The organism is Actinoplanes sp. NPDC023801 (assembly GCF_040639655.1).
Lineage (GTDB): Bacteria > Actinomycetota > Actinomycetes > Mycobacteriales > Micromonosporaceae > Actinoplanes.
In genome coordinates this window covers 128,485-142,374 of sequence record NZ_JBFAAI010000018.1, presented here as the reverse complement: position 1 = coordinate 142,374, position 13,890 = coordinate 128,485, and the positions used below count along the sequence as shown (strand labels likewise).

The following is a 13,890-nucleotide window of genomic DNA, read 5'->3' as shown; positions in this document are numbered from 1 at the left end:
AGAGTGCAAAATCCCACAGGCGCCCGCCGGATCAGCGGCCGCAGCCGTACCCGCAGGCGCGGAACTGGGCGAAACGGGACCGGTCCTTCGACCCGACGGCGGTGAAGTCGCCGCCGACCGTGACCGAGCGCAGCGCCGGGTTCGCCCACATGGTGAGCACACCCCACTTGCCGTTGCCGCGCGGATTCCAGTCCAGCAGACTGCCGTCGGCCGGGTTCCAAGCCGCCAGCTTCGGCTGTGCCCGCATCTTGGCCGGGCACCAGGAGGTGGCGGTACGCGACGCCTTCGGGCACGCCACGGTGAAGTGGCCGCCCGCGTACACGGCCCCGTCCAGCTGCGTGATCGCCTGCACGTCACCGTCGGTCACGCTGCTCCACAGCACGGCACCGTCGCGCCGGTAACCGGTCACCCGGCCGCCCTGCCCGGCGAGCCCGGCGAACACCCGGTCCTTCGCGACCGTGAGGGCGAAGACCGGGTACGGCGTCCCCGGGCGGAAACCGGTGTCGACACCGGCGTCGGACAGGCGCAGCGCCGCGAGGCGGGACGCCTTCCGGTCGCCGTCGATGCCGGTGAAGCCGCCACCCACGTACAGCCGGGCGTGGGATTCGACCACGGCCAGCGCATTGACCTTGCCGTCGGCGCGGGCGTCGAACGCCGGATCCACTCCCCCGGCGGGTACGTGGAACGCCGCCAGGTTCTTCGCCGGGCGGCCGTCCACCGCGGTGAACTCCCCGCCCAGATAGAGCCGCCCACCCCGGGTGGCCAGCGCCCGGCCGGTGCCCTTGACGGTGTGCCGCAACGGGCCGACCGCGCCGGTTTTCAGGTCGAGCCCGGCGATCCCGGCCCGCGGCTGCCCGCCGATCGAGGAGAACTCGCCGGTCACGTAGAGCGACGAGCCGGAGCTGGCCACGGCGAGCACGGTGTCGTCGGCGGGTGGCGCCCACGGCAGCAGTCCGCCGGTTCTGGCGTGCACCGCGGCGAGCCGTTTGCGGGACACCCTCTTGCCGTCGACGATCGCATGGGTGAAGTTGCCGCCGAGGTAGACCGTGTCGCCGACGTGGATGCTGGCGTGCACGGTCCCGTCGAACCCGACCGTGCTGTCCGGCCTGGTGGAGATCAACGGGATGTTCTCCGCCCGCGCGACGGTCGCCCCGGACACGACGAACACGGTGGTGAGCACGGCGCTGAGGCACGCCCGCCGGCGCGTGGGAACAGCCAAGATCATGTAGGTGACGATAGGTGCGGTGCCGCGCGGGCGGACCCGGCTTCATCAGTGGCACCCGCACGGGTGATGCGAGCACGGCGTAACCTCGGCACGCGTCGCACGACGGTACGGGAAGGGAACAGCGCACTTGGGCAACGGGGACGACCTGCTACTGCTGCGCGCCTACGAGCCGGTGGCCAGGTTCACCGAGGGTGAGTATTTCTTCCCCGTCTCGGTCGAGCGATACGTGAGCCGGGCCAGCCTGTGGCGCCACGAACCCGGCGCCGGTCCGGTCCAGGTGGCCGAGCCGGGCGGGCTGAGCCTCGACGTGCTGGCCGCGGCCGGCGGCGCCGCTCAGGGCCTCGGCTACTCGCTGTCCGGCATCGGCACCGGCGAGAATCTCGCCCACATCCCGCTGCGTGACCGGCCACCGCACCTCTCCCGGTCCAGCCGGCTCGCGTCGGTCGGGCTCACCGCCCGGCTCGTCGACACCCTCAACCGGTTCTCGCTGCTGTTCCGCGGCAGTGTGCCGGGCGGCAGCGCGGCCCGCTCGTTCCTGCTGCAACGCGACCACCTGCGCCCGGACCGGCCGACCTACTACGGGCGGGTGGAGCGCGACGGTTCGTGGATCGTCTGCCAGTACTGGTTCTTCTACAGCTTCAACAACTGGCGGTCGGCGTTCGGCGGCGTCAACGAGCACGAGGCCGACTGGGAGCAGGTCACCGTCTACATCGACGCCGCCGCCCGCGCCGCGGACCCGGACGGGCTGCCGGCGCCGTCGTGGGTGGTGTTCTCGGCCCACGAGGAGGTCGGCGACGACCTGCGGCGGAGGTGGGACGACCCGGACCTGACCACGACCGGCGGGCGGCACCCGGTGGTGTTCGTGGGCGCCGGCTCGCACTCCGGTGCCTACCTGCCCGGCGACTACCTCATCACGGTACGGCCACCACGGCTGCGCGGCCTGGTCGGCGCGTTGCGCTGGTCCGCGCGGCTGCTGGCGCCCTGGTCACCGGAGGACCGGGGCAACCTGGGCATCCCGTACGTCGACTACGCCCGCGGCGACGGCCGCTCGGTCGGGCCCGGCCAGGACGAGTCGTGGCACCAGGTGCTGATCGGCGACGATACACCGTGGGTGCGCGACTTCCGCGGGCTGTGGGGCCGTGACACCCGCGACCGGCTCGGCGGCGAGCGCGGCCCGGCCGGTCCCCGCTACGGTCGCGACGGCGTGGTCCGGCCGGCGTGGGCGGACCCGGTCGGCTGGGCGGGGCTGGCCAAGGTGGTGCCCGATCCGGCCGAGGAGCAGCGGCTCGTCGCCATCCGTACCCAACAGGATCTTGATCGTCTGGCCGAGCTGGACCGGGAGATGACTGCCCTGCGGCAGGACCTGACGGTCGCCGCGGCGGGCCTGCCCGCCGCGGCACCGGAGGTCCGGGCCCTCGCACCGCAGGAGCAGAGACTGCTCGCCATGCGGATGGAACACACCCGTCTCGCCGACGAGGTGCGCCGCAACACCACCGCCGAACCGGTTCCCGAACACCCGCACGCCCACCTGCTGCACCGCCGGCTGCCGATGGAACCGGCCACCGGATTCCTGGGCCGCGCCCGGTCCTGGTGGGCGGTGCTGAGCACGCCGCTCATCCTGTGGGCGATCGGCGCCGTGGTGTCACCACTGCCGGTCTCCGGTCAGGAGACCGCCCTGGTCCTGCTGCTGGTCCTGCTCGGCGTCGAGGGACTGGTCCGCGGCAAGTTCCTGGCCGTCGTGCTGCGCGTCCTGCTGGCCTGCGCGATCGGGCTGGCGTTGATAGTGCTCTGGTTCGACGGGCGCTACGTGGTCACCTTCACGTTCTTCGCGGCGGCGTTGCTGGTGCTGCTGGTCAACGTCCGCGAGGCGACCCGCCGCTGACCGCTCACGGGGTGGGGAACTCCTCCTCCGGCTTGTCCTTCATGTAGTCGGCGAGCGTCTCGTAGACGGCCGGGTTGACGATGCCGTGCGACATCCGGTCGGTGTGGGCCGCCCAGTCCGGGTTGGCCAGGTAACCGGCGACGACCATCGAGCGGGTGCCGACGACCAGGGCCGCCGTCTTGTCCTGGTCGGTGGTGCCGGTCTTGCCGAACACCGGGTGGCCGACCACGTCGCGGACCTGCGGGGCGGTCGAGCCGCCGCAGTTGCCGAGCTGGGCGCGGTCACCGACCGGGCAGCGGGCCGCGTCGAGCGCCTTGCGGGCCACCTCCTTGCTGGTGGCCCGGGTGCAGTTGGACTTGCCGGTGCCGAGTTTCGCGCCGTCGGCCGTGGTGATCGACGCGATCGGGGTGGGCTCGCAATACATGCCGTCGGCGGCCAGGGTGGCGTAGGCGTTGGCGATGTCCAGCGGCGTGGACGCCGAGACGCCCAGGCTGAAGGCACCCCACTCGTGCGCGTGATCCGGGTTGTTCGCCATCCGGGCGTCCTCGGCGGAGCGGAACTGCACCCCGAACCGCTTGGCGACGGCGACCACGTTCTCCGCGCCGGCACGCTCCTGCAACGGGATGAAGTACGTGTTCACCGAACGGCCGAACCCGGTCCACATGTTGAAGTTGCCGGCCTCGCTCGCCGACGCGTTGCTCGGGCAGTAGTAGCCGCCGCAGCCGGCCGGGGCGGCCGAGTCGAGGTAGCGGGACTTGTAGCGCTGCGGCGAGTAGATCGTGGTGTCCAGCTCCATGCCCTTCTCCAGGGCGGCGACCATGGTGAACATCTTGAACACCGAACCCGCCTGGTAGCCGGGGACCCCGGTGCTGCCCGTGATGATCGGGTTGACGGTGTTCGGGTACGTGCCGCGGATGCCCTTGTCGGCCAGATCCGGGTTCGAGGAGAGCTCGTTCTGCGGGTTCGCCTCGTCGTCGATCTTGAACTTGCGGTTCGTGGCCAGTGCGCGGACCGCCCCGGTGCCCGGCTCCACGGCGGCCAGCATCAGTGCGTTCGGGTTGCTGTCCGAGGTGCGCTCGGTGATCCGCTTACGGGCCGCCGACTGGGCGTCCAGGTCGAGGGTGGTGACGATCCGGTAGCCGCCGCTCTTCAGCACCCTCTCGCGGTCGTACGTCGTCTCGCCGAACGCCTTCTGGTCGAGCCACCAGCGGTAGAAGTAGTCGCAGAAGAAGCCCCAGTGGTTCTTCGCCACCGACACGCAGCCGCGGCTCGGCCGTTTCGCCGTGGTCGGCACCGTGGCCTTCTTCGCGGCGGCGGCCTCGGCGGCGGTGATCTGCCCCAGCTCGGCCATGTTGTCGATGATGTAGTCGCGGCGGGCCAGCGCCTGCGGGTGACCGGTCTCGGTGGTCGGGTCGAACGAGGTCGGCGCCTTCACCATGCCGGCCAGCAGGGCGGCCTCGTCCACCGTGAGGTCGGCCGGTTTCTTGCCGAAGTAGACCTGGCTCGCGGCACTGACGCCGTAGGCGCCGTTGCCGAACGGGGCCATGTTCAGATAGCGCTCCAGGATCTGCTGTTTGGTCAACTGTTTCTCGACCTGGATCGCGTACTTCATCTCGTTCAGTTTCCGCTGCGCGGTGTCCTTGGTGGCGTCCACCACCTCCTGCGGATCGGTCGCCGAATAGGCAAGCGCCATCCGCACATATTGCATGGTCAGGGTGGACGCGCCCTGCTGCGTTCCGCCCTGGTTGTTGTTCACGAAAGCACGCGCCACACCTTTCAGGTCGACGCCGTTGTGCTCGAAGAACTTGTGGTCCTCGGCCGCGACGATCGCGTCCTGCATGTTCTGCGACATCTGCGTGAGCGGGACGTCACTGCGGAACTCGTCGTACATCAGCGCGATCAGGGTCTTGCCGTCGGACGCGTAGACCCGCGACACCTGCGGCGACGACTGCTCGACGAGTTCGCCCGGAAGGTCGCCGAGCTCCTCCGAACCGGCCTTGACCGCCAGACCGGACATGGCGACGGCCGGGAAGGAGGCCGCGGCGACCACAAGACCGGCGATCAGGCCGCAGACGGCCAGGACGGCCGCACTGCGAAGGTGACGACGTTGCTCGACGGGCATCCGGGCATTCACTCCACTCAGGCTAACGAGCGCCGGCGGCGCCGTTCAGGGTTAGCGAAATCCGTCACACGCGGTAACCCGGAACAGCGCCGCCGAAACTGAAACCGGCCTGTGAGATTGCTTTGTTCAGCCGCCCGTGATCGACCAGTGCCACGCCTCGGACGGCAGATTCACGAAGCCGTATTCGGCGGCGTTCGCCTTCATCCAGGCGAAAGCCTTGCTCTTGCGGGTGAGGGTGGACCCGCCGGACGTCACGTCGACAGCCAGGCCGAGCTCGTGCAACGAGCGGCCCGGGATCGCGGTCGGCACCCGGCACGACGACGCCGGAGCGGTCCAGACGTCCGGACATCCGTTGATCTTGCGCAGTTCGATCTGCCGTTCCTTGGTCCGGAATCCGCCACCGGAGATGACGATGCCGTCGGCGCGGGCGTCGTCGACCATCCGCTTGAAGGCGAAGGCGACGTTCTTGTGCACGGTCGTGCCGTACACGCTGGTGGTGTCGGCGGCCGTGAAGACCCGGCGCGTCTCGTCCACCACGGTCCGGCTCAGTGCCGCCGCCTGCGTGGCGTACCCGGCCGCGGTGCCCGCCGTGTCGATCCGCCTCTGCGTCTGCGCGACCGCGCCGGCCGACCGCGTGGCGGCGGAGGTCGCGGTGCTCAGCGCCGACCTGGCGGCAGCGGCGTCCTTCTTCGCGGTACGCAGCACGGCCGCCGCCTGGTGCAGCCGGGTCCGGCGGGTGTCGCGGGTGGTCGTCGCCGCGGTCACCGCGCGCTTGGCCCGGGCGATCGCGGCGGTGCTGCGGGGCCGCTGCTTCGACTGGCGGGCCAGCGCGTTCTTCGCGTCGGACAGCGCCCGTTCGGCGGACTTGAGCCGCTCGTGCACCGACTTGTGCCCGGCCGTGACCGTGGTCAGCCTGGTCTGCGCGGCGACGTTCGCCTTCTGTGCCTTGACGGCCTCGGAATCTCGCTTCCGCTGGTCGCTCTTCTGCGCGGTGAGCGTGCTCCGCAGCTTCGCCATGGTCGCGTCGGCGGTCAGGCTGCGGTACATCAGGGTCGAGTAGGTCTTCGCCACGCCCGGCACCGCGGCCTGCGCCGGACCGGGAGTGGCCGCCACCGGCGCGAGGCAGGCGAGGGTCATCGCCACGGCGGCGACGAGACGGGTGGCACGCTGACGATTCTTCACCGGTGGGTACGCTCCTCGGCTCCAGTCGAATGTGTGTTCGACTGTGCGGAGCGCGAGGTGCGATCAAGGCCCGGTGCGAGTGCGGATGGGTTGCACCGCCCTATCCGGCGGCGAGACGGCCCGCCATCGAGTGGGCGGCCGCGGTCACCATCGATCGGTCGTACGTGACCACGAACTCGAACTGCCGGTCCCGGTCCGGACCGGTGTCGCCGAGGTCACGGGCGATCAGCGCCGCCGAGGTGTGCGCCCCGAGCACCACGACCGTCCACTCCCCGGCCAGCGGGTCCGCGGCGTTCAGGTCCGCGCCCCGGACGCCCGGCGCCGGGGCCGGCGGCATGTCCACGCCGAGCGCCGCCACGAACGGCAGCCGGGCGGCGAGGCCGGTGTACCGGGCGGCGGTCGACGGCTGGAAGAACCTGGCGTGCTCGAACGCCGCCAGCACCACCGGCGGCACCGCCTCCTGCAGAGCCATCAGCTCGAGCGTCTTGGACACCGGCAGCAGCAGGTGCTTGGGCGCGTGCCGAACCCGCAGACCGGCGCCGACGAGATCGAACGGGGTGGCCTCCAGGGCCGACCCGATCGGGCGTGCCGCGAACCGGTCCGGATCGGCGGCCGGCGGGGTGAACTCGCGCTCGCCGCGGCCCCACAGCCAGCCCTGGCCCAGCGTCGCGCCGAGCACCAGGGCCCGGGTCAGGTCACCGGGTGTCTCGACACCCTCGGCGACCACTTCCGCGCCGGCCTGCTCGGCGTAGGCGCGTACCGCCCCGGCCACCGCCACGGTCGCCGGGTCCTTGACCGTACGCAGCAGCTTGAGGTCGAGTTTGACGACCTCCGGGCGCACCAGCGGGATGAAGGCGAGGGACTCGGGGTGTACGCCCACGTCGTCCAGGGCGATCGCACAGCCGGCGGCCCGCAGCCGCTCGGCGCCGGCCAGTACTCCGGCGAGATCGTCGGCAAGCGCCCGCTCGGTGATCTCCACGACCACCCGCACCTGGCCGGCACGGCCGGCGAGCTCGTCGAGGACCATGTCGAGCCGCCGGGTGAGGGTGTCGGGCTCCAGGTTGACGAACAGCGTCACCGGACGGCCCCGGGACAGGCGGGCCGCGTCCGCCAGCGAGGCCCGCAACGACGCCCGCTCCAGGTCCGCCAGCCGCCCGGCCTCCCGGGCGGCGTCCAGCAGTTGCACCGGTGACTGCCAGCCGGACCCGGCGGGCGGGCGCAGCAGGGCCTCGAACGCGACCACCGCTCCGGAATCGACGTCGACGAACGGCTGGTAGACGCAGTACAGGCCGCCGTCACGCAGCAGAGCGTCAAGGCTTGTGCAGGAGGCCGCTCTCACGCACCACCTATCGGCAACCGTGCCGCACCGCTGAGTCACCCGGCGGGCTACGGGTTGCGCGGCCGCGGTGCCCTCAGCCCGGGGCGGCTGCGCATGCGGACACGCCGTTCCAGTTCTCGACGGTGGCGTACGCCCACGCGGTCCCGTCCGCGGGCAGGGTGAGCGCCCGGTCCGGGGTCGCGGTGCAGTCCCGGGCCTTCTCGACGTGGGTCCAGTCGCCGAGGGTCAGCTTGTAGGCGACGGTGATCCCGGGCGTGGTTCCGGCGAGCTGGACCCGCCACGCCGGGGTGGCGGTGCCGTCCCAGGACGTGCGGACGTAACGCATCGCCGGTGTCGCGGCCGGGTCCCAGTCGGGCCGGCCGGTGCCGAGTCCGGAGACCGTGCCGGCCAGGTGCACGGTGCCGGGGGTGTCCGGCGGGACGGTGATGTCGACGATCGCGGCCGTGCCGGCGCAGACCGTGCACTCCCCGCCGGGCGAACCGGTGACGTCGTGGACGGTGCGGGCCACGTCGACGAGGCCGCCGCCGATCGGGTGCGGGCTGTTGTACCAGCCACCGCCGAGCGGGAGAGCCCTCGCGTTGCGCCGCAGATGGTCGCCGACCTCGGCCGGGGGCAGGCCGGGCCGGCGCGACAGCATGAGCGCGACGGCTCCGGAGACGTGGGCGGCCGCCTGGCTGGTGCCGCGCATGACGGCGTACGAGTCGCCGGCCGGGCCGCGGGCGCCGGCATCGACGGTGGAGAGGATCCGGTGGGCCGGGTCGTAGTCGCGCCAGTAGCCCCAGCCGCCCGGCGCGGCGACCTCGACGGTGTCGCCGTGGTTGGAGTACGACGCGAGGTAACCGTCGTCGCCGGTCGCGCCGACGGTGACGACGCCGGCACAGTTGGCCGGGTGGTATCCGGCGGCGTCCTCGGCGGCGTTGCCGGCCGAGACGACCACGGTGGCGCCGCGGGCGGTCGCCTTGTCGACGGCGGCCTGCACGGTCGGGCCGCACGGGCCCCGTCCGCCCAGGCTCATGTTGATCACACCGGCCGGGGTGGGGTTGGCCGGCACGCCGGGAACGGGGCCGCCGGACGCCCACACGATCGCGTCGGCGATGTCGGAGTCCCGGCCGCCGCACGTGCCGAGAACCCGGACCGGCTGCACCTTCGCGTGCGGGGCGATCCCGGCGATGCCAAGCCCGTTGTCGCGGGCGGCGCCGATGATGCCGGCGATGTGGGTGCCGTGCCAGCTGCTCGGCGAGAACGCGGTGGCTCCGCAGTCGCCCTCGTCGTTCCAGTCACCCGGGTCGAGCGCGTCGGCGTCGCGGCCGTCACCGTCGGCGGTGTTCGCCGGGTCGGCGATGAAGTCGTAGCCGGGGACCAGGGCGGGCGCCAGGTCGGCGTGCGGGCGGATGCCGGTGTCGAGCACGGCCACGGTCACGCCGGCACCGTCGGCGCCGGCGTCCCAGGCCTCGTCGGCGCGGAAGGCCGTGTCGGTCTGCGGGTACACCTGCCACAGCGGCCACTGCTCGCCGTAGCGGGGGTCGCGGGGTGTGGACGTGCGGGTGACCGTGAGATCGGGTTCGACCGAGGCGACCCCGGGGGTGGCGGCGATCCCTTCCATCAGCGCGCGGGCCGCGGCGGCCGGCAGGGGCTCCTTGACCCGTACGAGCTCCCCGCCGGTGGCGAGGGTGCGCACGGCGTCCACGCCTCGGCCGGCCTTCAGCGCCCGTCCGATCACGGTCGTGCGGGCGGTGCCGGCCGCGGCGGCGGGCTCCGGGGTGATGATGAACGCGCTGTACTCCTGGCCGGGGCGCAGACCGTCGCCGGTCACCGGGGCGGCCGCCGCCGGGTCCGCCGTCACGACCGGCACGAATGCGAGCGCCGCCGCCACGATCAGCGCGACGGTGCGTCGTCGCCGTTCCATCTTGGGCCTCCGAGATGAGCAAGATCTTGCTTTGACTGCAAGTGCAGTCAGCCGATGTCGGCAGAAGACTGGCGCTGCATCACTCTCAGGTCAATGACGGGCACCACCATCGATGCGTTTGACACCGGTTCCTGGCGTACCAAAGTGGCGTTTGAAGTGGCCTTATGAAATCTGCGAGAACTTTCCCGGTCGTTTCAGAAACTGCGAAACAACCCCGCAACATCTTTCATCAGCTGTACGAGACTCGCGTGGCCAAAACCCGTTGGTGTACGGCCGGACAGCCACTGTGCCGCGCGTGGGGACCTGCCTAGGTTCGGGGCATGTCTGTGGTTGTCCCCCTGCTGATCGGGGTCGTGTTCGTTGTTCTCAGCTCGCTGTTGCCGGACCGGCACCGTCGGCCGTTCAACGCGATCCTGGTAGCCGGTGCGGGTGCCGCCTATCTGAGCGGCGGCGGTCTCGGTGCCGGTGAACTGCTGTTCACCACGGTGATGGCGCTGGTCGCCCATCGCGGACTGACGTCCTGGCGGTTCATCGGGCTCGGCTGGCTGCTGCACACCGGCTGGGACGTGCTGCACCATCTGCGCGGCGAACCGATCCTGCCGCTCGACCACGACTCGTCGCTGGGCTGCGCCGTCTGCGACCCGGTGATCGCGATCTGGTGCCTGGCCGGCGGCCCGTCCCTGACCACGATGATCGGCCGCGTTCAGTCGACGTCGATCGGCAGCCGCATCCTGACCCGGAACCCGCCCTCACCGGTCGGGCCCGACTCGAGCGTGCCGCCCAGCAGATCAGCGCGTTCCTGAAGTCCGATCAGACCCTGGTGGGCACCGGGCAGCGGCAGGGACGGCCGGGTGGGCGGGCCGTTGGTGACGGTCACGCCGACGTGTTTGCCGTCGTGCCGGAGCTCGACCGTCGCGGTGGCGCCGGGGGCGTGCTTGCGGACGTTGGTGAGGGCTTCCTGGACCGTACGGTAGATCGCCCTCTGCCGCGGCGTGCCGACCACGGAGCCGAGATCCCCGGTGAGGTGGACGTCGATGCCGCTGTTCGCGATGAGTGTGCACAGGTCGGCGAGGGTGGGCTGCGGGGTGAGCTGCGTGATGTCGTCGCCGGAGGCGCGCAGCAGGGTGACCATGGTGCGCAGTTCGTCGAGGGTGCCGACGCTCAGCGACCGGATGGTGCGGGCCGCCTCGCGGGTGTCCGGGTCGCCGGCCGACACCTGCATGGCGCCGGCCTGCACCGCGATCAGGCTGACCTGGTGCGACACCACGTCGTGCATCTCCCGGGCGAGTTGGGCACGCTCCTGGGCCAGGATGGCCTGGGCGTGCAGGACCCGCTCGTGCTCCTTGACCTCCTCGATCTCGTCGAGGCGCCCGGACAGTTCGCGACGGGTCTGGACGAGCTGGCCGAGCAGGACCGGCAGCACCACGGTGGCCAGTGCGTAGACGAAGAAGATGACGCTGTCGCCGAGCGCGGCGTCCTCGTCCTCCAGCGGGGACGGCGCCGCCGACGCGATCGCGGCGAGCATCACGCAGATCGCGAGCAGCCGCCGATCGCGGGAACGTTCGGCAAGCGTGTAGAGCGCGATGCACGGCGCGACCAGCGCCGCCTCGAGCAACGCCGCCGGCACCGTGAGCAGGACGACCAGCAGCGGAAAACGCCGCCGCAGGGCGAGAGCCGCGCACGCCACCACCCCGGACGCGACGGCGGCCGGGTGGTCGCTCCACAGGTCGACCCAGATGTCCAGGGCCGAAACGGCGATCAGCGCGGCCTCGACCAGCCAGACCGGCAGGCGCGACAGCCAGGCTCTCATCGACCGGCGTCCAGCAGACCGGCCCGCTGGGCGAGCAGCGCGGCCTGCACCCGGCCGGACACCCGCAGTTTGGTGAGCAGTGCGCTGACGTGGTCCTTCACGGTGCCGGTGCCCAGGTGCAGGCGTACCCCGATCTCGGCGTTGGAGAGCCCTTCGGCCAGCAGCACGAGCACGTCGCGCTCCCGGTCGGTGAGCCGTTCGACGCGGGTCCCGGCCGGGTCGCCGGTGATCTCGTCGGTGCGCGGCAGGCTGCGCAGCAGGGTCCGCGAGGCCTTCGGCGACATCACCACGCCGCCCACCGCCAGGGTGCGCACCAGCTGGGCCAGGTGCTCCGGTTCGGTGTCCTTGAGCAGGAACCCGGCCGCACCCAGATGCAGCGCCTTCAGCACGTACTCGTCCGCGTCGAAGGTGGTCAGCATCGCCACGACCGGCGGTTCGGGCATGTCGCGCAGCCGCCCCAGGACGGTGAGCCCGTCGACGTCCGGCATCCGGATGTCGACCAGCACCACGTCCGGCCGGTGTTCGGCGACCGCGTCGAACGCTCCCCCACCGCTGGTCGCCGCCACCACCTCGATGTCCGGCGCCGCGTTCAGGATCAGCCGGAAACCCGACCGCACCAGTGCCTCGTCGTCGACGACCACCACCCGGATCACATACACCCGCTCTGCCGTAATCGATCAATTGCCGGTACGCACCCTAAGGCGTGCCCGCCGGCCGGCCTCTCCGCCGACCGGCGGGAACACCCCCACCACCGGGCTGGATCAGCCGGTGATGCCGTACACCTTCGGCACCGACAGGGTGCGCTTCGCGGGCGTACCACCGAGCACGATCTTGCGCAGTGCGGTGTTGTTGGCGGTGCTCAACTCGGACAGGCGCTTGGCCGGGTTCGCGACCACCTGGATGTAGTAGGTGCCGTTCGGCAGGCCGGTGATGTCGAACGACTGGCCCGGACGGTCCTGGCTGTAGGTGTCACCGTTGCCGATGTCGAGCACCTCACGCACCGCCACGACCGTGTTCGCGCCGCACGACGTGGACAGGTCGGTGTTGTCCGGCCGCCACTTCGCGTCCTTGACCGTGTAGTCGACGGCGTCCGTGTTGGCCAGGCAGAACGCCTCCTTGCCGGAGCGCACCGCGAACTTCTGGTCGGCTTTGAGCAGGTTGTACTGCGCGAAGTCGGTGAAGTGCCAGTGCTTGTGACCGTCGCGGTCGTCCCACTCCATCGTGCCGGCCGGGCGGGAGCCCACCTGCTTGCCCTTGGCGTCGAAGAAGTACTGGTAGGCGTCCATCAGATCGGTGCCGGTACGCCGGAAGCCGTCCACCACCAGCGGCGACGAGCCCGCGTTCCAGACGGTGGCACCGAAGTTGACGTACGTCTTCGTGCCCTCCTGGGACAGCGAGATACCCCACGCGGGCAGCGACTTCAGGTCCGGCTTGGGGCCGGCCTTCGGTGCGGCCTTGAGCGTGGCCGGGCGGCTGGCCGCGGCCCGGAACTCGGGCCGGAACGACGACACCTGCCGGCCGGCGTCACCCTCCTCGGCGTGCCGGTCGTGGCCCGCGGCGGCCACCTGCTGGGCCATCGCCGGCTCCTCCCGGGCGTCCCGGGTGCGGGCCGCGGCCAGACCCTCCTCGTCGATCTTGGCGTCGACGACGTTGACGGTCACCTTGGCGGTGGCGTTGCGGTCCGGGATGCCGAACATCTTGCGGTACTTCGGCGCGACCGTTGCCTCGGCGGTGTACTTGCCCGCGGTCAGCTTGTCCAGCGCGCCGGGTTTCGACGGCTGGTCGGCCACGGCCGCGTTCCAGCCCGCCTGCACACCCCAGACGGCGCCGAGGGTGAACGGGTTCTCACCGCCGCAGCGGGTCGGGTACGGGTTGGTGGCCGGGGCGTCGCGCCGGGTCCGGGCCGAGCTGTACGAGTTGCCGCAGAACGACGTCCGGTACGAGGCGACGACCTTGCCGGCCTGGTTCTTGATGGTGATCGTGGTGAAGTCGGTCAGGCCGGTGAAGTCCTTCACGGTGCCCGCCGGGAGCGCCACCTGGGTCTTCTTGCCCTTCTTGGTGACCGTCCGGTGCGCCGTGATCGGCTTGTCGTACCCGGTGCGCCGGGCCCGGACCTCGAACGCCTCCTTGCCGGCGATCACGTGCAGGCCCAGGTCGAACGAGAGATACACCTCGTCCTCGCCGACGTACCGTTCCGCGGTCACGGTCTTGGTGGCCGCCACGAAGGTCAGCGCGGGCGCGGCCGTCGCCGCCTCGGCCGCGCCGATCCCGGCGCCGGCGAGCACGAGCGCGCCCGCCGAGACGCCGACGATCGGCCAGCGTGATCGGCGCCGGCGGCTCTGCACGTCCGTCATACGTTCTCCCTTGAGTTCGTCGGCCGGAGCGGCTCCGGCCGGGCAAGGGAATCCCACGGCAGACCCTGTA

Annotated in this window: 10 protein-coding genes; 2 read left to right on the top strand and 8 right to left on the bottom strand. The window is 71.5% G+C overall.

Going from position 1 to position 13,890, the window contains the following annotated elements; genetic code table 11:
• Positions 1 to 31: 31 nt before the first annotated feature.
• Positions 32 to 1,225 (bottom strand): hypothetical protein, encoded by a 1,194-nt coding sequence (locus AB0G04_RS28985; RefSeq protein WP_360988745.1) that lies wholly within the window; start codon positions 1,223 to 1,225, stop codon positions 32 to 34.
• Between the two features lie 127 nt (positions 1,226 to 1,352).
• Between AB0G04_RS28985 and AB0G04_RS28980 the strand changes: the two genes are divergently transcribed.
• Positions 1,353 to 3,107 (top strand): hypothetical protein, encoded by a 1,755-nt coding sequence (locus tag AB0G04_RS28980; protein WP_360988742.1) that lies wholly within the window; start codon positions 1,353 to 1,355, stop codon positions 3,105 to 3,107.
• A 4-nt stretch (positions 3,108 to 3,111) separates the two neighbouring features.
• On the opposite strand, the gene AB0G04_RS28975 is transcribed toward AB0G04_RS28980, so the two are convergent.
• The 4 genes from AB0G04_RS28975 to AB0G04_RS28960 all read right to left on the bottom strand — a co-directional run bounded on the left by AB0G04_RS28975 (position 3,112) and on the right by AB0G04_RS28960 (position 9,656).
• Positions 3,112 to 5,229: a transglycosylase domain-containing protein gene (locus AB0G04_RS28975; RefSeq protein ID WP_360988813.1), complete on the bottom strand. Its 2,118-nt coding sequence runs from the start codon at positions 5,227 to 5,229 to the stop codon at positions 3,112 to 3,114.
• A 126-nt stretch (positions 5,230 to 5,355) separates the two neighbouring features.
• On the bottom strand, positions 5,356 to 6,411 hold the full coding sequence (locus tag AB0G04_RS28970; protein ID WP_360988739.1) for a D-alanyl-D-alanine carboxypeptidase family protein: 1,056 nt from the start codon (positions 6,409 to 6,411) through the stop codon (positions 5,356 to 5,358).
• Positions 6,412 to 6,511: 100 nt separating this feature from the next.
• Positions 6,512 to 7,750 (bottom strand): EAL domain-containing protein, encoded by a 1,239-nt coding sequence (locus tag AB0G04_RS28965; RefSeq protein ID WP_360988736.1) that lies wholly within the window; start codon positions 7,748 to 7,750, stop codon positions 6,512 to 6,514.
• Positions 7,751 to 7,823: 73 nt separating this feature from the next.
• Entirely contained in the window at positions 7,824 to 9,656 is a 1,833-nt protein-coding gene (locus AB0G04_RS28960; RefSeq protein WP_360988733.1) for a S8 family serine peptidase, read from the bottom strand.
• A gap of 320 nt (positions 9,657 to 9,976) precedes the next feature.
• On the opposite strand from AB0G04_RS28960, the gene AB0G04_RS28955 reads away from it, so the two are divergent.
• On the top strand, positions 9,977 to 10,459 hold the full coding sequence (locus AB0G04_RS28955; RefSeq protein WP_360988731.1) for a DUF6010 family protein: 483 nt from the start codon (positions 9,977 to 9,979) through the stop codon (positions 10,457 to 10,459).
• On the opposite strand, the gene AB0G04_RS28950 is transcribed toward AB0G04_RS28955, so the two are convergent.
• The 3 genes from AB0G04_RS28950 to AB0G04_RS28940 all read right to left on the bottom strand — a co-directional run bounded on the left by AB0G04_RS28950 (position 10,360) and on the right by AB0G04_RS28940 (position 13,820).
• Positions 10,360 to 11,466, bottom strand: a complete 1,107-nt coding sequence (locus AB0G04_RS28950; RefSeq protein ID WP_360988728.1) for a histidine kinase — start codon at positions 11,464 to 11,466, stop codon at positions 10,360 to 10,362. The genes AB0G04_RS28955 and AB0G04_RS28950 overlap by 100 nt on opposite strands.
• Positions 11,463 to 12,125: a response regulator transcription factor gene (locus tag AB0G04_RS28945; protein WP_360988725.1), complete on the bottom strand. Its 663-nt coding sequence runs from the start codon at positions 12,123 to 12,125 to the stop codon at positions 11,463 to 11,465. Before AB0G04_RS28945 ends, AB0G04_RS28950 begins: the two co-directional genes overlap by 4 nt.
• A 102-nt stretch (positions 12,126 to 12,227) precedes the next feature.
• Positions 12,228 to 13,820, bottom strand: coding sequence for a lysyl oxidase family protein (locus AB0G04_RS28940; protein WP_360988722.1), 1,593 nt, complete (start codon positions 13,818 to 13,820; stop codon positions 12,228 to 12,230).
• Between the last annotated feature and the right edge of the window lie 70 nt (positions 13,821 to 13,890).

Excerpts from the sequence above, each read along its gene's own strand:
- AB0G04_RS28950 (WP_360988728.1), bottom strand. The coding sequence starts at position 11,466 with ATGAGAGCCTGGCTGTCGCGCCTGCCGGTCTGGCTGGTCGAGGCCGCG.
- AB0G04_RS28985 (WP_360988745.1), bottom strand. The coding sequence starts at position 1,225 with ATGATCTTGGCTGTTCCCACGCGCCGGCGGGCGTGCCTCAGCGCCGTG.
- AB0G04_RS28940 (WP_360988722.1), bottom strand. The coding sequence starts at position 13,820 with ATGACGGACGTGCAGAGCCGCCGGCGCCGATCACGCTGGCCGATCGTC.
- AB0G04_RS28975 (WP_360988813.1), bottom strand. The coding sequence starts at position 5,229 with ATGCCCGTCGAGCAACGTCGTCACCTTCGCAGTGCGGCCGTCCTGGCC.
- AB0G04_RS28960 (WP_360988733.1), bottom strand. The coding sequence starts at position 9,656 with ATGGAACGGCGACGACGCACCGTCGCGCTGATCGTGGCGGCGGCGCTC.
- AB0G04_RS28955 (WP_360988731.1), top strand. The coding sequence starts at position 9,977 with ATGTCTGTGGTTGTCCCCCTGCTGATCGGGGTCGTGTTCGTTGTTCTC.